Source organism: Streptococcus canis (assembly GCF_900636575.1).
Taxonomy (GTDB): Bacteria; Bacillota; Bacilli; order Lactobacillales; family Streptococcaceae; genus Streptococcus; species Streptococcus canis.
In genome coordinates, this window is record NZ_LR134293.1 from 1,084,313 (window position 1) to 1,104,281 (window position 19,969).

At 39.5% G+C, this 19,969-nt stretch carries 17 protein-coding genes and 1 other RNA gene; 16 read left to right on the forward strand and 2 right to left on the reverse strand.

Features of this window, described 5'->3' with window-relative positions:
- Positions 1 to 63: 63 nt before the first annotated feature.
- From EL097_RS05625 to EL097_RS05645, 5 genes are all read left to right on the forward strand, one after another.
- On the forward strand, positions 64 to 579 hold the full coding sequence (locus tag EL097_RS05625) for a DUF1273 domain-containing protein (protein WP_003044763.1): 516 nt from the start codon (positions 64 to 66) through the stop codon (positions 577 to 579).
- Positions 580 to 700: 121 nt separating this feature from the next.
- The gene (gene gpsB / locus EL097_RS05630) at positions 701 to 1,027 is read left to right on the forward strand and encodes a cell division regulator GpsB (RefSeq protein WP_003044762.1); all 327 of its coding nucleotides are present in this window, start codon (positions 701 to 703) and stop codon (positions 1,025 to 1,027) included.
- A 13-nt stretch (positions 1,028 to 1,040) separates the two neighbouring features.
- Positions 1,041 to 1,409, forward strand: an RNA gene (rnpB, locus tag EL097_RS05635) — RNase P RNA component class B.
- Positions 1,410 to 1,471: 62 nt separating this feature from the next.
- Positions 1,472 to 2,626 (forward strand): THUMP domain-containing class I SAM-dependent RNA methyltransferase, encoded by a 1,155-nt coding sequence (locus EL097_RS05640; RefSeq protein ID WP_003044756.1) that lies wholly within the window; start codon positions 1,472 to 1,474, stop codon positions 2,624 to 2,626.
- Positions 2,627 to 2,639: 13 nt separating this feature from the next.
- The gene (locus tag EL097_RS05645) at positions 2,640 to 4,118 is read left to right on the forward strand and encodes a cell division site-positioning protein MapZ family protein (protein WP_003044753.1); all 1,479 of its coding nucleotides are present in this window, start codon (positions 2,640 to 2,642) and stop codon (positions 4,116 to 4,118) included.
- A gap of 158 nt (positions 4,119 to 4,276) precedes the next feature.
- Here EL097_RS05645 and EL097_RS05650 read toward each other — a convergent pair whose 3' ends face one another.
- Both EL097_RS05650 and EL097_RS05655 read right to left on the reverse strand, forming a co-directional pair.
- Positions 4,277 to 4,759 (reverse strand): S-ribosylhomocysteine lyase, encoded by a 483-nt coding sequence (locus EL097_RS05650; RefSeq protein ID WP_003044751.1) that lies wholly within the window; start codon positions 4,757 to 4,759, stop codon positions 4,277 to 4,279.
- A gap of 180 nt (positions 4,760 to 4,939) precedes the next feature.
- Positions 4,940 to 6,127: an acetyl-CoA C-acetyltransferase gene (locus EL097_RS05655; protein WP_003044746.1), complete on the reverse strand. Its 1,188-nt coding sequence runs from the start codon at positions 6,125 to 6,127 to the stop codon at positions 4,940 to 4,942.
- A 1,162-nt stretch (positions 6,128 to 7,289) separates the two neighbouring features.
- On the opposite strand from EL097_RS05655, the gene EL097_RS05665 reads away from it, so the two are divergent.
- From EL097_RS05665 to EL097_RS05715, 11 genes are all read left to right on the forward strand, one after another.
- The gene (locus EL097_RS05665; protein WP_003044743.1) at positions 7,290 to 8,897 is read left to right on the forward strand and encodes a ribonuclease Y; all 1,608 of its coding nucleotides are present in this window, start codon (positions 7,290 to 7,292) and stop codon (positions 8,895 to 8,897) included.
- 213 nt (positions 8,898 to 9,110) lie between these two features.
- On the forward strand, positions 9,111 to 9,737 hold the full coding sequence (gmk, locus tag EL097_RS05670; RefSeq protein ID WP_093998974.1) for a guanylate kinase: 627 nt from the start codon (positions 9,111 to 9,113) through the stop codon (positions 9,735 to 9,737).
- 22 nt (positions 9,738 to 9,759) lie between these two features.
- Complete coding sequence (gene rpoZ, locus EL097_RS05675; RefSeq protein WP_003044737.1) at positions 9,760 to 10,077, forward strand: DNA-directed RNA polymerase subunit omega; 318 nt, start codon at positions 9,760 to 9,762, stop codon at positions 10,075 to 10,077.
- Positions 10,078 to 10,140: 63 nt separating this feature from the next.
- Positions 10,141 to 12,525 (forward strand): primosomal protein N', encoded by a 2,385-nt coding sequence (locus tag EL097_RS05680; RefSeq protein ID WP_003044732.1) that lies wholly within the window; start codon positions 10,141 to 10,143, stop codon positions 12,523 to 12,525.
- Positions 12,526 to 12,591: 66 nt separating this feature from the next.
- Positions 12,592 to 13,527: a methionyl-tRNA formyltransferase gene (fmt, locus tag EL097_RS05685; protein WP_003044727.1), complete on the forward strand. Its 936-nt coding sequence runs from the start codon at positions 12,592 to 12,594 to the stop codon at positions 13,525 to 13,527.
- Positions 13,517 to 14,839: a 16S rRNA (cytosine(967)-C(5))-methyltransferase RsmB gene (gene rsmB / locus EL097_RS05690; protein WP_099982919.1), complete on the forward strand. Its 1,323-nt coding sequence runs from the start codon at positions 13,517 to 13,519 to the stop codon at positions 14,837 to 14,839. The genes fmt and rsmB overlap by 11 nt, the downstream gene beginning before the upstream one ends.
- 37 nt (positions 14,840 to 14,876) lie before the next feature.
- The gene (locus tag EL097_RS05695) at positions 14,877 to 15,617 is read left to right on the forward strand and encodes a Stp1/IreP family PP2C-type Ser/Thr phosphatase (RefSeq protein ID WP_003044720.1); all 741 of its coding nucleotides are present in this window, start codon (positions 14,877 to 14,879) and stop codon (positions 15,615 to 15,617) included.
- The gene (gene pknB, locus EL097_RS05700) at positions 15,614 to 17,509 is read left to right on the forward strand and encodes a Stk1 family PASTA domain-containing Ser/Thr kinase (protein WP_099982918.1); all 1,896 of its coding nucleotides are present in this window, start codon (positions 15,614 to 15,616) and stop codon (positions 17,507 to 17,509) included. The genes EL097_RS05695 and pknB overlap by 4 nt, the downstream gene beginning before the upstream one ends.
- A 126-nt stretch (positions 17,510 to 17,635) precedes the next feature.
- The gene (gene liaF / locus EL097_RS05705) at positions 17,636 to 18,328 is read left to right on the forward strand and encodes a cell wall-active antibiotics response protein LiaF (protein ID WP_003044714.1); all 693 of its coding nucleotides are present in this window, start codon (positions 17,636 to 17,638) and stop codon (positions 18,326 to 18,328) included.
- A complete protein-coding gene (locus EL097_RS05710) occupies positions 18,325 to 19,329 on the forward strand; it encodes an envelope stress sensor histidine kinase LiaS (protein ID WP_003044712.1) in 1,005 nt (334 codons plus the stop codon). The genes liaF and EL097_RS05710 overlap by 4 nt, the downstream gene beginning before the upstream one ends.
- Positions 19,322 to 19,963, forward strand: a complete 642-nt coding sequence (locus EL097_RS05715) for a response regulator transcription factor (protein ID WP_003044709.1) — start codon at positions 19,322 to 19,324, stop codon at positions 19,961 to 19,963. Before EL097_RS05710 ends, EL097_RS05715 begins: the two co-directional genes overlap by 8 nt.
- The last annotated feature ends 6 nt before the right edge of the window (positions 19,964 to 19,969 follow it).

Below are 19,969 nucleotides of genomic sequence, written 5' to 3' on the forward strand. Positions count from 1 at the left end.
TACTTAATGCTAAAAAATTTAAGCATTCTTATTATAACATATTTTCTGAAAGGATAACACTTAATGACTGCAATTCTGATAACAGGGTATCGAAGTTTTGAACTAGGAATTTTTGACCCGAAAGACCAGCGAATTTCCATAATTAAGAAAGCCATTCGGAAGGATTTGATTGGCTATTTACAACAAGGTGTGGATTGGTTTATCTTTACAGGAAATCTAGGTTTTGAACAGTGGGCCTTAGAAGTGGCTAATGAATTAAAAAAAGACTATCCCTTACAAGTAGCAGCCATCTTTCCTTTTGAAACACACGGGCATAATTGGAATGCAAAAAACCAGGAGGTGTTAAGCCAATTTAAGGCTGTCGACTTCGTTAAGTACAGTTTTCCAATGTATAAGAACCCTCAACAATTTAGTCGTTACCATCATTTTTTGTTAGCTAATACAGATGGTGCGTATATTTTTTATGATAGTGAGAATGAGACCAATCTCAAATACCTTGTGGCTAAAATGAAGGACTTACCACATTATGACTTGTCTTTTTTGACCTTTGACCGCTTAAATGAGATTGTAGAAGAATAGTAAGGTGTTTTTAATAAGCATTGGTATTTAAATACTTGCTTTTTAAATTATTTTTCTGTATCATTAGTAATGATACTAAATCGTGGTTTAGTAAAAAGATTGACCGTTCGGAGAGTAAAGAATGACAAGTATTATTTATAGTCCAAAGGACATTTTTGAGCAAGAATTTAAGACTAGTATGCGAGGTTTTGATAAAAAAGAAGTTGATGAATTTCTTGATAACGTCATCAAAGATTATGAGAATTTCAATGCTCAGATTGAGGCCTTAAAAGCTGAAAATGAAGCCTTGAAAAAGGCGAAGTTTCAAGCTAGAAATACGGTGGCAGCAGCTACTCAACAGCCAATACCTCAACCAACACGCATCGCGCAATCAGCTACTAATTTTGATATTTTGAAGCGTATTAGTAAGTTGGAAAAGGAAGTTTTTGGAAAACAAATTATTGAGTAATCAAAATGGTGCAATTTTTGGATAATCGCGTAGTATTCCAATACTATGAGGAAAGTCCATGCTAGCACTGGCTGTGATGCCAGTAGTGATTGTGCTAGGCGAACAAATAAGCCTAGGGATGTGCTTGCACATTACGGCGGAGAAAATGGCTAAGTCCTTGGATATGCCAAAGTACTTCTGAAAGTGCCACAGTGACGTAGTTTTTATGGAAACGTAAAAAATGGAACGCGGTAAACCCCTCAAGCTAGCAACCCAAACTTTGGTAGGGGCATGGGATAGTTGGAAACGAACAAGCTATCCTGACTGTCAACAGACGGTAGACAGATGATTATCGAAGGAGATGATGCCTAGTCATTTCTGGAACAAAACATGGCTTATAGAAAATTGCATAATAGGTTAAGCTAGCACTTGCTAGCTTTTATTTGATTTAAAAGAAAGAGAATTATGAAAGAAACATTTAGATTAGTTGCGACTGCAGCCGCAGGATTAGAAGCTGTCGTTGGTAAGGAAGTAAGAGCATTAGGGTTTGACTGTCAGGTTGAAAATGGGAAAGTTTATTTTGAAGGTGATTTAGAAGCGATTGCTAAAACTAACCTTTGGCTACGTGCAGCAGACCGCATCAAAATTATCGTAGGACAATTCCCTGCTAGGACCTTTGAAGAACTCTTTCAAGGTGTCTTTGGCTTGGATTGGGAAAATTATTTGCCGTTGGGTGCTAAGTTTCCGATTTCAAAAGCCAAGTGTGTCAAGTCAAAACTGCACAACGAACCGAGTGTTCAAGCTATTACCAAAAAAGCTGTTGTCAAGAAGTTACAAAAGCATTTCCATAGGCCAGAAGGTGTTCCCCTCCAAGAGGTTGGATCCGAGTTTAACATTGAAGTGTCTATTTTAAAAGACCAAGCCACTATTATGATTGATACAACTGGCTCTAGCTTGTTTAAACGTGGTTATCGTGTTCAAAAAGGTGGCGCGCCGATTAAGGAAAATATGGCAGCTGCTATTTTACAATTATCTAACTGGTTCCCTGATAAACCTCTAGTTGACCCAACTTGTGGGTCAGGAACATTCTGTATTGAAGCTGCGCTGATAGGAATGAATATTGCTCCTGGTTTTAATCGCACCTTTGCTTTTGAAGAATGGAGCTGGGTGGATAAAGACTTGGTTCAAAAAGTGCGTGATGATGCCGATAAGGAAGCACGTTATGATGTAGAATTGGATATTTCTGGCTTTGATATTGATGGTCGTATGATTGACATTGCCAAAAGTAACGCTGAAGAAGCTGGCTTATCTGGTGTGATTACCTTTAAGCAAATGCGTCTCCAAGACTTTCGAACAGACAAAGTTAATGGTGTTATCATCTCAAATCCTCCTTATGGGGAACGGTTGCTTGATGACAAAGCTGTTGACATCTTGTATAATGAAATGGGGCAAACCTTTGCACCATTGAAAACGTGGAGCAAGTTTATCTTGACCAGTGACGAAAGTTTTGAACGAAAATATGGTCAAAAAGCCGATAAAAAACGTAAACTCTACAATGGTACCCTAAAAGTTGATTTATACCAATTTTATGGGGAAAGGGTAAAGCGACATCTGATATAGAGAGGTAAGAAGCGTGTCAGAAGAAAGCAAAGAAGTTGAAGTAATAAAAGAATCGCAAACACTTGGTCTTAATGAAGCTAAGACGATGACCGTCGGTGAAGCTGTTCGTAAAGAGTCAGAGATAAAAGCAGGTGTCACTGAAGACGATAGTATTTTGGATAAATATATCAAGCAGCATCGTGATGAAGTTTCTTCTCAAAAGTTCGATGCTAAATACATGGAACTCGATACGGCTAGTTTGGACAATTTTATTAAAAAGCAAAGAGAAGAATTGAGTCAGGCGGGTCTTGTTGATGTCGAACCTGTATCGCCTGAGCCTGCTGAGCAAGATGGCACTTTGGTTGAAGAAGTAGCTGAAGACTTGGCTCCGATGGAGGCTACTGCGGTGGTAACTGGGCTTCCGGTGGAAGCGACAGTCCCTGTGTCAGTCCCATTAGAGAAGGTCATTCCGGAACCACAGATGACCAAGGAAGAACCAAAAAGAGATCAGTTTCTTTCTGAAGATAGCCACCATCCAGCCAAACAAAACAAGAAAAAAGGTTGGTTAATAGCTTTATTTCTGCTATTATTGGCCATTCTTGCAGTTGCATTTGGTTGGAACCACTTGAAACAAGAGAGTGGGAAAACAACCCAAACAGCAAGTCGTCAAACAAAGGCTTCTTCGCAGACCGACAGTGCTAAAAAAGCAACTCGCTTGAAGGCTGCTGCTAAAGCCTTCGAAAAACAATATGGTACTTTTTATACAGATGCCACAAAGAGCAAATTAAAAAATAGCGCCTTTGCTACCTTGCCAGATTTAGAAGCTGCTTTGAAAGCTTTGGAAGGCTCTGCTTACTATGATAAGGCGAAAGCAAAAGTCGATTCCCTCAAGAAAGCTATTGCTGCTATTACAGCAGTTAACGGTAAATTTGTTTCCGACGTTGTTGTCGATAGTGAAAAGGTTTCGGCTGAAGTCAAGACCGATGCTAATTTTGATGATTTATCAAGTGCAACCCTGACAACAGGAAATGCAACCCTTGATGCTGTCTTGCAGGCGAGCATCACGGAAGGTCGTCAGCAACTAGCCAGCAAGGCTGAAGTCGCCAAAGCAGCTAATGAACAAGCTGCCCAGGCTCAAGTACCCTCTGCAGCACCAGCAGCTCAAGAGCCAAGTGCATCAGTAGCACTATCTGGCTATGGCTTGACAGGTTATGACCCAGCGAGTTTGCAACGGCATTTATCACGTGTGCCTTATAATCAAGATGTTATTGCTGATAGGGCTAATCCATCTTGGGCCTTTAATCCTGGTATTCTTGAAAAAATTGTGGCAACTTCACAAGCAAGGGGCTATATTTCTGGAAATCAGTATATTTTAGAACCTGTTAACATTATTAATGGTAATGGCTACTATAATATGTTTAAGCCAGATGGCACTTATCTGTTTTCTATTAATTGTAAGACTGGTTATTTTGTAGGAAATGCCAAAGGGCATGCCGATGCTTTAGATTATTAAGATAACGATAGAGGTTAGGATAAGTTGTGTTGTTCTAACCTCTTTTGCCTTTTTGGATGACCTTATTTTACTGAACTCAAAAAGCCCAACTTTTCAGCTGAAGAAACGTTGGGCTTTTATAGATAATCGTGTGTCTATTATTTGTTAAGAGGGTTAATCTAAATCACGTGGCGGTCAAAAGGATCGTCTGAAATCCCTTGATCAAGGATAAGTTGAGCCCATTCTTTAGCAGAAAAAAGGCTGTGATCCTTGTAGTTACCACAGGATTCAATAGTTGTTCCAGGAACATCTTCCCAAGTAACCCCAGTTGCAATTTCTTCTAGGCTGGATTTAATCACTTTGGCAATATCAGTTGAACTCTGTTTTCCCCACATGATAAGGTGGAAACCTGTTCGACAGCCAAAAGGAGAGCAATCAATCATCCCGTCAATGCGTTGACGAATGAGCTTGGCAAGCAAGTGCTCAATGGTATGCAAGCCAGCTGTCTCAATGGAATTTTGGTTAGGCTGCACTAGGCGAATATCAAAATTTGTAATACAGTCGCCCTTTGGTCCAAATTCTTCAGAAATAAGACGAACATAAGGGGCTTTTACAATCGTATGATCAAGCTCAAAACTTTCGACAATAACTTCTTTTGTCATTTCAATCTCCTTTGCTTTACACTTTATCATAACACAAATAATGAGAAAGTGGCTACTTGTGGAGAAGAAAAGGCTAAGAAAACATATCAAAGACTATTACAATGACTTATGTGCTAAAAGCACTTACTGAAACAGGAATAAAGGTTTCTTTACACCTTTTTTCTACCAACTTTCACGAAATTAGGTATTATTCTTAACGATTATAGCAGTTCCTTGTCCACCACCGATGCAAAGGGTCGCAAGCCCTCTGTGAGCATGTCGTTTTTTCATTTCATGAATCAGTGTTACAAGAATACGAGCTCCGCTGGCCCCAATAGGATGACCTAAGGCAATGGCACCACCATTCACATTGACGATATCAGGATTTAAATTCAGGTCTTTTAAAACAGCCAATGACTGTGCCGCAAATGCTTCGTTGGATTCCACTAAATCCAAATCAGAAATAGTCAAGCTAGCTTTTTTTAGCGCTTTTTTGGTAGCAGGAATAGGTCCAGTTCCCATTAGTTCAGGGGCAACCCCTGCACTAGCATAACTTTCAATTGTGACCAGAGGGGTTAAGCCAAGCTCCACGGCCTTTTCTTCGGTCATCAACATCAGTAAGGCAGCACCATCGTTAATGCCAGAGGCATTACCGGCAGTTACAGTTCCTTTTTCAGGAAGAAAAGCAGGGCGCAAGGATTGAAGTTTTTCAAGACTAGTATTGGTTTTTGGGTATTCATCAACAGATACGATTAAAGGGTCATGGTGACGTTGTGGCACTGAGACAGGAACGATTTCCTCAGCGAAACGATTGCTTTCAAGGGCTTTAGCTGCTTTTTCTTGGCTGTGAAGGGCAAATTGATCTTGTTCTTCTCTCGAAATACCGTAGTTTTGGGCTACATTCTCAGCTGTAATACCCATGTGGTAATTGTTAAAAGCATCTGTTAAGCCATCGTGAACTAAACTGTCAATCAACTGGCTGTTACCAAGACGTTGACCAAAGCGATGCTGAATTGACACATAAGCTGCTTGTGACATGTTTTCGACACCACCAGCAACGACAATATCTGCATCACCTAGCATAATGCTTTGTGCTGCCAGCTGAATAGCTTTGAGTCCTGAACCACAGACCATATCAAGCGTGAAGGCCGTTTTATCACTAGGGATGCCAGAGTGGATAGCAATCTGTCTGGCAACGTTTTGCCCTAATCCTGCATGGAGAACGTTGCCTATAATGACTTCGTCAATCATCTCAGGAGTCACTTTGGTTTTGTTGATGATGCTTTTGAGAACAGTTGTCCCTAAATCAACAGCAGAAACCTCTTTAAAGGCACCTCCAAAGGCTCCGATGGGTGTACGTAAAGCTTCAACGATAACTATGTTTTTCATAAGGTAAAATCCTTTCATGTTTCAAAAAACGTTTTCTACATCATCTAAGATAATAAAGAAACCGCTCGAAATCAAAATATAGAATGTTTATAAGCATCTAAATTTTTTTGATAGATTTGAAAATAGCAATTAAAAATCACTTATGTCATATTAGAACTAATACTATCAAAAAAAGACGGATAGACAAGGAGATAACCATTTGTCTATTAAACAAATTTGTTATTTTATCGCAATCCTTGAAAATCATTTTAACTTGAACTAGGCGGCGGAACTGTTATATGTGTTGCAGCCGACACTTAGCATGAAGTCAATGATTTTGAAAAAATGAAAGATGTTAAGTTTTTTAAACGAAAAAAAGGTCGTATTATTGGCTTAACCTATCGTGGTGATAATTAGTACAAGGACACTTAAAAGGTTTTGAGATTCTATAATGACACATTGTTGAAATTGCATGATTACAGTAAAGGGCTAAAGGGAAGTATCAATATTGGTACTCCCTCTTATTTTATCAGAAGTAATGCCAAAACTGATTTTAGAAAATCCGAGAATTCAATGTCAGGGAGATCGGTGCTTACCAACTTAAAAATGAATTACTGGTGGGAAATGTTGACATCGCAGTCTTGCTATCTCTAACAGGCATGGCTGATCGTTTAGTTAAGACTTATGAAATTAAGCGGTCAGCATTATCTGTATGCCTGTCTTTGCGCCCTCGCTAAGCTTCCAGAGAAGTTATTCGGTGAGAAAAATTAACAGGTGAACGGCTTGTGCTATTTGACCCCTAGTTTCATGGTTTACCACTTAGTGCTTGTAGTTTGTGAGCGTCACCCAGTCAGACCTAATATTGTTTTAATGTCCTCCTCTTGGGATTTTATATTTAATTCTACCAAAAATAATCACAACATCTTAACTATTTGTCCCAAACCTATTGCAGAATCATATCAATATAAAGGACATTACGTGTATTCTAATGGAAGGTCCTATTTCTTGGCGAGTTATCTTAACACGAGTCTGAAAAAAAAGTTATTTTAAAATAGAGCTTACACCATGGATGACTTCTTACAGTCTTTTTTAAAATGAATTGGAATTGTGTAAAAGCTCAATTTGTGATAAACTAAGAGATGGCTTTCTATTAATGAAATCTAGAATATATTGAGGTACAAACATGGTTAATATCATATTATTAATTGTTTCTGCCCTCATTGGTTTAACATTAGGTTATGCACTTATTTCGATTAGACTCAAGTCTGCGAAGGAAGCTGCAGAGTTGACTCTTTTAAACGCTGAACAAGAAGCTGTTGATATTCGTGGGAAAGCAGAAGTGGATGCTGAACACATCAAAAAAACAGCTCAACGTGAAAGTAAAGCGAATCGCAAAGAATTACTTTTGGAGGCAAAAGAAGAGGCAAGAAAATATCGTGAAGAAATTGAACAGGAATTCAAATCTGAAAGACAAGAGCTTAAACAATTAGAGACACGCTTAGCAGAGCGCTCCCTAACTCTTGACCGCAAGGATGAAAATCTATCAAGTAAAGAAAAAGTACTGGATAGTAAAGAACAAAGTCTGACCGATAAATCTAAACATATTGATGAGCGGCAAGTTCAAGTTGAAAAGCTTGAAGAGGAGAAAAAAGCAGAACTGGAAAGAGTTGCTGCTATGACGATTGCAGAAGCGCGTGAAGTGATTCTAATGGAGACAGAAAACAAACTGACCCATGAAATTGCCACTCGCATTCGTGATGCCGAACGTGACATCAAAGACAGGACAGATAAAACAGCCAAGGACTTGTTAGCGCAGGCCATGCAACGCCTTGCTGGTGAGTATGTGACTGAACAAACCATTACTAGTGTTCATCTTCCAGACGACAACATGAAGGGTCGGATTATTGGACGTGAAGGTCGTAATATTCGCACCCTAGAAAGTTTAACTGGTATTGATGTTATTATTGACGATACTCCTGAAGTGGTTGTTTTATCAGGATTTGATCCTATTCGTCGCGAGATTGCTCGCATGACTTTAGAATCATTGATTGCAGATGGTCGTATTCATCCAGCGCGTATCGAAGAATTGGTTGAGAAGAATCGTCTTGAAATGGACAATCGCATTCGTGAGTACGGTGAGGCAGCTGCCTATGAAATCGGTGCGCCGAATCTTCACCCTGATCTGATTAAAATCATGGGTCGTCTCCAATTCCGAACATCATTTGGACAAAATGTCTTGCGTCACTCCATTGAAGTTGGTAAATTGGCGGGAATTTTGGCTGGTGAGTTAGGCGAAAACGTTGCCTTAGCACGTCGGGCAGGTTTCTTGCATGATATGGGGAAAGCCATTGACCGTGAGGTTGAAGGCAGTCATGTTGAAATTGGGATGGAATTTGCACGTAAGTACAAAGAACACCCAGTTGTTGTCAATACTATTGCTAGTCACCATGGTGACGTGGAGCCAGACTCAGTGATTGCTGTGCTTGTAGCTGCAGCAGATGCCCTCAGCTCAGCGCGTCCAGGTGCTCGTAATGAGTCAATGGAAAATTACATCAAACGTCTCCGTGATTTGGAAGAGATTGCTACAAGCTTTGATGGGGTTCAAAATAGCTTTGCCCTCCAAGCAGGACGCGAAATCCGTATCATGGTACAACCTGAAAAAGTCTCAGATGATCAAGTTGTTATCTTATCTCACAAAGTGAGAGAGAAGATTGAAAATAACTTGGATTACCCAGGAAATATTAAAGTGACTGTTATTCGTGAAATGCGAGTAATTGATTACGCTAAATAGAGACTGGGCAAAAGTCGACATCTCATTGATTTTTTCAAATTTTCGAAACAAGAAACCGTATGAAATCAACGCTTGTAAACGAAAGATTTCATGCGGTTTTGTTTATGTTAGGCTTTTTGCCCAGCTCCTTTATGAGGTTACTCTTGAGAATTTTCTTGAAAAAGAGTAGCCTTTTTGATAAACTATTAGAAAGCAATTAATAAGGAGAACACAATGTCTGAACGCGGTTTGTTAATCGTCTTCTCTGGCCCCTCAGGTGTCGGAAAAGGGACGGTGAGACAAGAAATTTTTTCAACGCCAGATCATAAATTTGAATATTCAGTTTCAATGACGACTCGTCCACAAAGACCAGGTGAAGTTGATGGGGTTGATTATTTCTTCCGCACACGAGAAGAATTTGAAGAATTAATAAAAAATGGTCAAATGCTAGAGTATGCTGAGTATGTGGGGAACTACTATGGTACACCCCTAACTTATGTTAACGAAACCCTTGATAAAGGGATTGATGTCTTCTTGGAAATTGAAGTCCAAGGTGCTCTTCAGGTCAAATCAAAAGTGCCAGATGGTGTTTTTATTTTCTTAACGCCACCAGACTTGGACGAACTAGAAGACCGCTTAGTTGGTCGTGGTACGGATAGCCAAGAAGTTATTGCGCAGCGGATTGAAAGAGCTAAGGAAGAAATTGCCCTCATGCGTGAATATGACTATGCGGTTGTGAACGATGAGGTTCCTTTGGCGGCAGAACGTGTGAAACGCATTATTGAAACGGAACATTTTCGTGTGGAGCGCGTGATTGGCCGTTACGATAAAATGATTAAAACCACTACCCCCCTTAGATGATAGATAGAAAAGAGCAAATGTTATGATGTTGAAACCTTCCATTGATACCTTATTAGATAAAGTACCGTCCAAATATTCACTTGTGATTTTACAGGCTAAGCGTGCCCATGAATTAGAGGCTGGAGCAACACCAACTCAAAGCTTTAAATCAGTAAAATCAACCCTTCAAGCCCTTGAAGAAATTGAGTCAGGAAACGTTGTTATCCATCCTGATCCTTCGGCAAAACGTGCAGCTGTTCGTGCAAAGATTGAAGCAGAACGCTTGGCAAAAGAAGAAGAAGAGCGTAAAATTAAAGAGCAAATCGCTAAAGAAAAAGAAGAAGAAGGAGAAAAAATCTAAGGTTGATGAAATCTTAGATTTTTTCATATTTCCTCGGATAATCATGATAGAAAGGATTGGCGAATGGAAAAAGTAGCTCATGTGATTGTTGATATTCCGTTAATGCAGACGGACAAGCCTTTTTCGTATGGCATTCCCAAGGAATTAGCGTCACTTGTGCAAGTGGGGTCTCGAGTGCACGTTCCTTTCGGTAATGGCAATCGGTTGTTGCAGGGCTTTGTCATTTCGTTTACTCAAGAAGAGTCAAGCTCTCTCAAAATGATTCAGACTGTGTTAGATCCTGAACCAGTGCTTAACCAGGAGCAGCTGGATCTAGCAGACCAACTTCGGAAAACGGTCTTTTCTTATAAAATCACGCTTTTAAAAGCAATGATTCCCAACTTGCTAAATTCTAATTACGACAAAGAATTATGGCCAGAATCAACCCTAGAAGAAACTAGCAGAGCTTATATTTTTGAGGAGAAGGCCTCAATTTTATCTTCCACTTTAGACCAAGACAGAGAAAAAGCAGCGCTTAAAGCCATACAAGCTGGGCAAATTAGAGTAAACTATCTGGCCAAGGACAAAAAAAATGTCAAAACCGAAAAATATTATCAGGTTAATATGACTAAATTGGCAGATCATCCTATTTCTCCTCGAGCTAAAAAGCGGCAGCTTTTAAAAGAGTATCTTTTGGAGGAATCTCAGGAAAGTAAATTAGCAGACCTTTACCAGAATTTTTCTCGAGATGTGGTTGCTTATTTCGTGACAAATGATTTGATTAGGATTGACGAACGCCAAGTCAATCGTAGTGAGCAATATTTTGATCAGGTTGAAGCCACTTCCTTTTTAACTTTAAATGACGAACAAGCATCAGCAGTGAATCAAATTGTTGAAGAGATTGGTAAACCTAGCAAGCCCTTTTTAATTGAAGGAATTACGGGTTCAGGAAAGACAGAAGTTTACCTTCATATTATCGAAGCTGTTTTAAAACAAGCTAAAACAGCTATTGTTTTAGTGCCAGAGATTTCATTAACCCCTCAAATGACTTCCCGTTTTATTTCCCGTTTTGGCAAACAGGTGGCTATGATGCATTCAGGCTTATCTGATGGTGAAAAATTTGATGAGTGGCAAAAAATCAAAAGAGGTCAAGCCAAGCTTGTGGTCGGTGCTCGCTCTGCTATTTTTGTTCCTTTAGAAAATATCGGTGCTATTATTATTGATGAGGAGCATGAGTCAACCTATAAACAAGAAACTAATCCAAGATACCATGCTAGAGAGGTGGCTTTATTGAGAGCTAAGTATCACCAAGCAGTAGTGGTGATGGGCTCGGCAACTCCTAGCATTGAAAGCCGTGCCAGGGCTAGCAAGGGTGTTTATCATTTTATTCAATTGACGCAAAGAGCAAATCCTCTCGCCAAGATACCTGAGGTTGCTATTGTTGATTTTCGAGATTATATTGGACAGCAAACGGTTAGTAATTTTACCCCCTATTTAATTGATAAAATCAAAGATCGACTGGTCAAAAAAGAGCAAGTGGTTTTGATGCTTAATCGGCGTGGCTATTCCAGTTTTATTATGTGTCGAGATTGTGGTTATGTGGATAAGTGTCCCAACTGTGACATTTCTTTAACTCTCCATATGGATACTAAAACCATGAATTGTCATTATTGCGGTTTTCACAAACACATTCCAAGAACATGTCCTGAGTGTCATAGCAATAGTATCCGCTATTATGGCACAGGGACACAAAAAGCTGTTGACGAATTACAAGAAGTTATTCCTGATGCTAGAATATTGCGAATGGATGTGGACACTACACGAAAAAAGGGGAGTCATGAGGCGATTTTAACTAGCTTTGGTCATCATGAAGCTGACATCTTGTTGGGAACACAAATGATTGCCAAGGGTTTGGATTTTCCAAATGTGACACTGGTTGGAGTGCTAAATGCAGATACTTCTTTAAACTTACCAGATTTTAGGGCATCAGAAAAAACCTTCCAATTGTTAACACAAGTTGCTGGTCGCGCAGGCCGTGCTCATAAACCTGGTGAAGTGCTGATTCAAACCTATAACCCAGATCATTATGCTATTCAGCTAGCTAAGCAGCAGGACTTTGAAACCTTTTACCGTTACGAGATGGCCATTCGCCATCAGATGGCTTATCCCCCTTATTGTTTTACGGTGGGTATCACGCTATCACACCGCCTAGAGGAAGAGGTTGTCAAGAGAGCTTATCAGGTCATGGGACTCCTTAAAGAAGAGTTATCAGAACATATCAAGATATTAGGGCCAACCCCAAAACCAATTGCTAGAACGCATAATCTGTACCATTACCAAATTATCTTGAAATATCGTTTTGAAGACCATTTAGAAGCAACTCTCAATCACCTGCTTGATTGGAGTCAGGCGCCAGATAACCGTGATTTAAAAGTGACTATTGACCATGAACCACAACAATTTATGTAACTAGCTAAAGCGTGTTCAGTCTTTTAGGCTGTACTATAATGAAACAAAGATAAAAAGAGGATATTAATGATAAAACTATTATTTATGGGAACCCCCCAATTTTCAGCAACTGTATTGAAAGGCTTGTTAGATCATCCTGCCTATGAGATTTTAGCAGTGGTCACCCAACCAGACCGTGCAGTAGGCAGAAAAAAAGAAATTAAAATGACACCCGTAAAGGAACTGGCACTTGCCTATGATTTGCCTGTCTATCAACCTGATAAATTATCAGGTTCACAAGAATTGGCAGACCTCATGGCCCTTGGGGCTGACGGCATTGTCACAGCAGCTTTTGGTCAATTTTTACCGACTAAGCTACTGGACTCCGTTTCATTTGCCGTCAACGTCCATGCCTCCTTGTTACCTAAGTACCGCGGTGGCGCGCCTATTCATTACGCTATCATGAATGGAGAAAAAGAAGCTGGGGTTACCATTATGGAAATGGTCAAAGAAATGGACGCAGGCGATATGGTTGCTAAAGCGAGTACCCCAATTCTTGACACTGATAATGTGGGTACCCTTTTTGAAAAATTAGCCCTTATCGGTCGTGACTTGCTATTGGACAGCCTGCCCGCCTATCTTTCTGGGGAATTAAAACCTATTCCTCAGGACCATAGCCAAGCGACCTTCTCCCCGAATATTTCGCCAGAACAAGAACAACTGGATTGGAAAAAACCTGCTCAGCAAGTCTTTAATCACATTCGTGGCATGAATCCTTGGCCAGTAGCGCATACTTTTTTAGATGGGCAACGTTTTAAAATTTATGAAGCTCAGTTAACTGAAGGAGAAGGCCAGCCTGGAGAAATCATTGCCAAAACTAAAAAAACATTGGTAGTAGCTGCTGGTCAGGGAGCTCTCTCGCTGGCAGTTGTTCAACCTGCAGGTAAACCTAAAATGCCGATAAGTGATTTCTTAAATGGTGTTGGGAGAAAACTTGAAGTAGGTGACATCATTGGCAGATAATTGGAAAACAAGTACGCGAGGGAAAGCCCTCCTTGTTATGGAAGCTATTTTTGATCAGGGAGCCTACGCTAATTTAGCGCTTAACCAACAATTAAGCAATAAGGCTGTATCCGCTAAAGATAAAGCCCTCTTAACAGAAATCGTTTACGGAACCATTGCTCGTAAAATGAGCTTAGAATGGTATTTGGCGCATTATATTCAGGACCGAGACAAGTTGGATAAGTGGGTTTACTACTTGCTTATGATTAGCCTTTACCAGCTAGTTTATTTAGACAGGTTACCAGCCCATGCTGTTGTCAATGATGCTGTAACCATTGCTAAAAATCGTGGTAATAAAAAGGGGGCAGAGAAGTTTGTTAATGCTATTTTACGTCAAGTCACCAGTCAACCTCTGCCAGATATGGCAACAATTAAGCGTCAAAACAAATACTACTCCATCAAGTATTCCTTGCCGGTATGGTTAGTTAAAAAATTAAGAGACCAATTTGGAACAGCTCGAGCAGTGGCTATCATGGAAAGTTTGTTTGTGCGCAACAAGGCCAGCATTCGAGTGGTTGATTCTACCAAGCGAGAAATGATTGGACACGCTCTGGGAGCAGAATTTTCTCTCTTATCATCTACTGGTCTAACCAAACCCTCAGGTCATTTTGCAGCAAGTGATTATTTTACTAATGGCGATATTACCATTCAAGATGAAAGTAGTCAGCTCGTTGCCCCCACTTTAAGCATTGAAGGTGAAGAAACGATTCTTGATGCTTGCAGTGCTCCAGGGGGTAAAACAGCTCACATGGCTTCCTATTTAACAACAGGTAAAATTATTGCTCTGGACCTTTATGACCATAAGTTGGATTTGGTTAAGGAAAATGCTCGCCGATTAGGGGTTGCTGATAAAATTGAAACAAAAAAACTAGATGCCAGAGGGGTTCATCGCTATTTTGAAAAGGACAGCTTTGATAAGATTTTAGTAGATGCGCCTTGCTCAGGGATTGGATTGATTCGACGAAAACCAGATATTAAATACAACAAAGAGAGCCAAGACTTTAATGCTTTGCAGGCTATCCAGTTGGAGATATTGTCTAGTGTTTGTCAAACCTTGCGCAAAGGTGGTATAATAACCTATAGTACATGCACTATTTTTGATGAGGAGAACCGTCAAGTCATCGAAGCATTTTTACAAAGTCATCCTAATTTTGAACAAGTAAAACTGAACCATACACAAGCAGATATTGTCAAGGATGGTTATCTTATTATCACACCAGAACAATACCAGACTGATGGCTTCTTTATTGGACAAGTCAGACGAGTCTTGTAGTATTTTAGGAGGAAACTGACCTAGTCAGAAAAAACGTATGAAGATTTCATTAAAAACAGACATTGGGCAAAAACGCTCAAACAACCAAGATTTTATCAATAAGTTTGATAACAAAAAAGGCATTACCCTGGTGGTTTTAGCAGATGGTATGGGTGGTCATAGAGCCGGTAATATTGCCAGTGAAATGACAGTTACAGACCTTGGCAAAGAATGGGTCAAAACAGACTTTGAAGAACTCAGCCAAATTAGAGACTGGTTGTTAACCACCATTGAGTCAGAAAATCAGCGCATTTATGACTTGGGTCAATCAGAAGATTTCAAAGGGATGGGAACAACGGTTGAAGCGGTCGCTTTGGTTGAATCCAATGCCATTTATGCCCATATTGGAGATTCCCGAATTGGTCTTGTTCATGACGGGCATTACACCTTGTTAACCAGCGATCATTCTTTGGTCAATGAACTGGTTAAAGCCGGTCAGATTACAGAAGAAGAAGCTGCTAGTCATCCACAAAAGAATATTATTACCCAGTCCATTGGTCAAGCTGCTCCAGTAGAGCCTGACTTAGGCATTAAAGTCCTTGAGAAAGATGACTATCTTGTGATTAATAGTGATGGCTTGACTAATATGATTTCAAATGATGAAATTGTAGAAATTCTAGGACGTGAGCTTAGTCTTGATGAGAAAAATCAAGAAATGATTAACTTGGCCAACCTAAGAGGAGGTTTGGATAACATCACAATCGCTTTGGTTCACAACGAAAGTGAGGACGTCGAATGATTCAGATTGGCAAGTTATTTGCTGGTCGTTATCGTATTCTAAAGTCTATTGGCCGCGGTGGTATGGCGGATGTTTATTTGGCAAATGATTTGATCTTGGATAATGAAGACGTTGCAATCAAAGTTTTGCGTACCAATTATCAAACAGATCAGGTGGCAGTTGCGCGTTTCCAACGGGAAGCGCGGGCCATGGCTGAATTGAATCATCCGAATATTGTTGCCATCCGGGATATAGGTGAAGAAGACGGACAGCAATTTTTAGTAATGGAATATGTTGATGGTGCTGACCTAAAGAAGTACATTCAAGATCATGCACCGCTATCCAATAACGAAGTGGTTAGAATCATGGAAGAGGTTCTTTCTGCCATGACTCTGGCTCACCAAAAAGGAATTGTGCATAGGGATTTAAAACCTCAAAACATTCTCTTAACTAAAAATGGTGTGGTTAAGGTGACTGACTTTGGGATTGCTGTTGCCTTTGCAGAAACGAGTTTGACTCAGACCAACTCGATGTTAGGTAGTGTGCATTATTTGTCTCCGGAGCAGGCTCGTGGTTCAAAGGCAACTATCCAAAGTGACATTTATGCAATGGGGATTATGCTCTTTGAAATGCTGACAGGGCATATTCCTTATGACGGTGACAGTGCTGTTACGATTGCCTTGCAACATTTTCAAAAGCCTCTTCCGTCTATTATTGACGAAAATCACAATGTGCCGCAAGCTTTAGAGAATGTTGTTATCCGAGCAACAGCCAAGAAATTGAGTGATCGTTATGGGTCCACTTTTGAGATGAGCCGTGACTTGATGACGGCGCTTAGCTACAACCGTAGCCGTGAACGTAAAGTCATTTTTGATGATGTGGAAAGCACTAAGCCGCTTCCCAAAGTAACCCCAACGCCAATGACAACACCAAAAGTTGCGCCGACTCCAGTTACTTCAACAACTGAAAGTAGATTAGAGCAAACCAATCAAATGGACACGCTCCAAAAGCCACAAAAAAAGAAAAGAAATGGTCGTTTTTTAGGAACCTTATTGAAGATTCTTTTTTCTCTCTTTATTGTGGGGGTGGCTCTTTTTACTTACTTGGTATTAACTAAGCCAACTTCTGTGAAAGTTCCTGATGTAACAGGTGTTAGCTTGAAAGTAGCTAAGCAAGAACTACAAGATCTTGGTCTAAAAGTAGGAAAGGTGCGGCAAATTGAAAGCGATACTGTCGCTGAAGGAAATGTTGTCCGAACAGACCCACAAGCAGGAACAGCTAAGCGTAAAGGATCAAGTGTAACTGTTTATTTGTCAATCGGAAATAAAGGTTTTGAAATGGAAAACTACAAAGGGGTTGATTATCAAGATGCTATGAACAGCTTGATGGAAACCTATGGCATTCCAAAATCTAAGATTAAAATTGAACGTATTGTGACCAATGAGTATCCTGAAAATACTGTTATTAGCCAGTCACCAAGTGCAGGAGATAAGTTTAATCCCAATGGTAAATCTAAAATTACCCTTAGCGTAGCCGTTAGTGACACAGTCATTATGCCAATGGTTACAGAATATAGTTATGCTGATGCGGTTAATACTTTGACAGCACTGGGTATTGATGCCTCTAGGATAAAAGCTTATGCGCCAAGTTCAAGTTCAGCAACTGGTTTTATTCAGGTTAATTCCCCTAGTTCAAAAGCTATTGTTAGTGGACAGATGCCTTATTATGGTACGACATTGAGTCTTTCTGAAAAAGGAGAGATAAGCCTTTATCTTTATCCAGAAGAAACACACTCTTCAAGTAGTTCCTCAAGTTCAGAATCAAGTTCAAGTAGTTCCTCAACAAGTGATGGCACTGGGACAAGTAGCAATACCGAATTAAACCCGTCAGAATCGACTGGACAAACACCTTGATGCCTAAAGAATAGTTAGTTTCGTGCTACGATAGCATTAAGCTAACTATTCTTTTTTGATAGCTACTATGCAAAGATGCATTTTAAACAGTTTTTTGGTAAAATACAAAGAAATAAAGGGGGTCTAATGAGAAAATTTCAGTTCTTTCTATTGGTTGAATGCTTGTTGTTAGCTATGGGCATCATGACTATTTTGGACAATGATTTATCCAGTTTTATTCTGATTTTAGTCTTAATTTTATTAGCTTTGCGTTTTTATAATCAAGATAGCCGCCATAATTTCCTTTTAACAGTGAGTTTATTGCTCCTTTTCTTAATTTTCATGCTCAATCCCTACATTATCATGGCAGTTCTTCTTGGGATCGCTTATGTTTTCATAAATCATTTTTCTCAGGTTAAAAAGAAAAATCGCTTTGCTCTGATTCGTTTTAAAGAAGAAAAGATTGATGTAGATAATACCAAACACCAATGGATTGGGACTGCTAACTATGAGAGTGATTATTATTCCTTTGATGATATTAATATGATTCGAATTTCAGGAAACGATGTTATTGATTTAACCAATGTTATTGTGACAGGTATGGATAATATTATCCTGATTCGTAAAATTTTTGGAAATACTCGCATTTTAGTTCCTATTGATGTGGCGGTCACGTTAGATGTTAGCTCAATATATGGAAGTGTAGATTTTTTTGATTGTCAGCAGTATGATCTGCGCAATGAATCGATTAAATTTCGAGAAAATGAAGGGCAGCAGCTTAAAAAGGTCAAAATTGTTGTAACCACTATTGCAGGAAATGTTGAGGTGGATAGGCGATGAAAAAACGTTATTATGCTCTTGTTTGGCTCTACTCAACCATTACCATTTTATCTATTGTTTTTGTGGTTATGGATAACTTAGGTATTACCTTTGCCTACCTTCGCAATCATTTATGGCAAGTTGAACGTCTAGGGTTTTCCATTTTATTGTTAATTGTTTCGGTCACTTTACTCTTGCTCTTGTTATGGCTTGTTTTAGATGATAATAGCAAGCGTAACATTAATCAAAACCTAAAACGCATTCTCAATAATCAGCGTATTCATTTAGATGAGACTTCTGAAATCAATACCAATTTAAGTAGGCTTTCTGAGAAAATGTCTCACATGACGACCAACATGCAAAAGAAAGAGAGTGCCTACATTATTGACAGCCAAGAGATTGTTCAACAAGAACGCAAGCGTATCGCTAGAGACTTACATGATACTGTCAGTCAGGAGTTATTTGCTTCTTCATTGATTCTTTCAGGTGTGTCCATGAGTTTAGAGCAACTGGATAAGGAACAACTGCAAACTCAGCTGGTTACTGTTGAAGCTATGTTGCAAAATGCTCAAAATGATTTACGGATTCTACTTTTACATTTAAGACCAACAGAATTAGCTAATCGTACTTTGTCTGAAGGGCTTCACATGATTCTCAAGGAATTAACAGACAAGAGTGATATTGAAGTGGTTTATAAAGAGAATATTGGACAACTTCCCAAAGCCATGGAGGATAATCTCTTTAGAATTGCCCAAGAATTTATCAGCAACACCTTAAAACATGCCAAGGCTAGTCGAATTGAAGTTTATCTCAATCAGACATCAACAGAATTGCAGTTAAAAATGCTTGATAATGGGATTGGATTTGATATGGATCAAGTGAGGGACTTAAGCTATGGCTTGAAAAATATCGAGGATCGGGTTGACGATTTGGCAGGAAGCCTCCATTTAATTAGTCAAAAAGGCAAGGGTGTTTCTATGGATATTAGATTACCGATAGTGAGGGGAGATGACGATGCGTAAAATAAGTGTAATTTTAGTGGATGATCATGAAATGGTTCGCATGGGACTCAAAAGTTTTTTGAATTTACAGGCTGATATTGATGTGATCGGTGAAGCTTCCAATGGGCGTGAAGGGGTCGATTTGGCCTTGACTTTGAAACCAGATGTGTTGGTGATGGACTTGGTGATGCCAGAGTTAGGTGGTGTAGAAGCGACCTTGGAAATTCTTGACAAGTGGAAAGATGCCAAGGTACTGGTTTTAACCTCCTACTTAGATAATGAAAAAATTTACCCTGTCATTGATGCAGGTGCCAAGGGGTATATGTTAAAAACATCGAGTGCAGCTGAAATTTTAAATGCCATTCGCAAGGTTTCAAAGGGAGAACTAGCCATTGAAACAGAGGTTGACAAAAAAATTAAGGCGCATGATCAACACCCTGACTTGCACGAGGAGTTAACCGCGCGTGAGTATGATATTTTACACCTTTTAGCTAAAGGGTATGATAATCAGACCATCGCTGATGAACTCTTTATTTCCTTAAAAACCGTCAAAACCCATGTGTCCAATATCCTAGCCAAGTTAGAAGTTGATGATCGAACCCAAGCAGTTGTCTATGCTTTTCGACACCATTTAGTCCCCCAAGACGATAATTAATGCTAT

What these genes read in the sequence shown, in the direction of transcription:
- EL097_RS05625 (WP_003044763.1), top strand. Translation starts at nt 64, where the DNA reads ATGACTGCAATTCTGATAACAGGGTATCGAAGTTTTGAACTAGGAATT.
- gpsB (WP_003044762.1), top strand. Translation starts at nt 701, where the DNA reads ATGACAAGTATTATTTATAGTCCAAAGGACATTTTTGAGCAAGAATTT.
- EL097_RS05640 (WP_003044756.1), top strand. Translation starts at nt 1,472, where the DNA reads ATGAAAGAAACATTTAGATTAGTTGCGACTGCAGCCGCAGGATTAGAA.
- EL097_RS05650 (WP_003044751.1), bottom strand. Translation starts at nt 4,759, where the DNA reads ATGACAAAAGAAGTTATTGTCGAAAGTTTTGAGCTTGATCATACGATT.
- EL097_RS05655 (WP_003044746.1), bottom strand. Translation starts at nt 6,127, where the DNA reads ATGAAAAACATAGTTATCGTTGAAGCTTTACGTACACCCATCGGAGCC.
- EL097_RS05665 (WP_003044743.1), top strand. Translation starts at nt 7,290, where the DNA reads ATGGTTAATATCATATTATTAATTGTTTCTGCCCTCATTGGTTTAACA.
- gmk (WP_093998974.1), top strand. Translation starts at nt 9,111, where the DNA reads ATGTCTGAACGCGGTTTGTTAATCGTCTTCTCTGGCCCCTCAGGTGTC.
- rpoZ (WP_003044737.1), top strand. Translation starts at nt 9,760, where the DNA reads ATGATGTTGAAACCTTCCATTGATACCTTATTAGATAAAGTACCGTCC.
- EL097_RS05680 (WP_003044732.1), top strand. Translation starts at nt 10,141, where the DNA reads ATGGAAAAAGTAGCTCATGTGATTGTTGATATTCCGTTAATGCAGACG.
- fmt (WP_003044727.1), top strand. Translation starts at nt 12,592, where the DNA reads ATGATAAAACTATTATTTATGGGAACCCCCCAATTTTCAGCAACTGTA.
- EL097_RS05695 (WP_003044720.1), top strand. Translation starts at nt 14,877, where the DNA reads ATGAAGATTTCATTAAAAACAGACATTGGGCAAAAACGCTCAAACAAC.
- pknB (WP_099982918.1), top strand. Translation starts at nt 15,614, where the DNA reads ATGATTCAGATTGGCAAGTTATTTGCTGGTCGTTATCGTATTCTAAAG.
- liaF (WP_003044714.1), top strand. Translation starts at nt 17,636, where the DNA reads ATGAGAAAATTTCAGTTCTTTCTATTGGTTGAATGCTTGTTGTTAGCT.
- EL097_RS05710 (WP_003044712.1), top strand. Translation starts at nt 18,325, where the DNA reads ATGAAAAAACGTTATTATGCTCTTGTTTGGCTCTACTCAACCATTACC.
- EL097_RS05715 (WP_003044709.1), top strand. Translation starts at nt 19,322, where the DNA reads ATGCGTAAAATAAGTGTAATTTTAGTGGATGATCATGAAATGGTTCGC.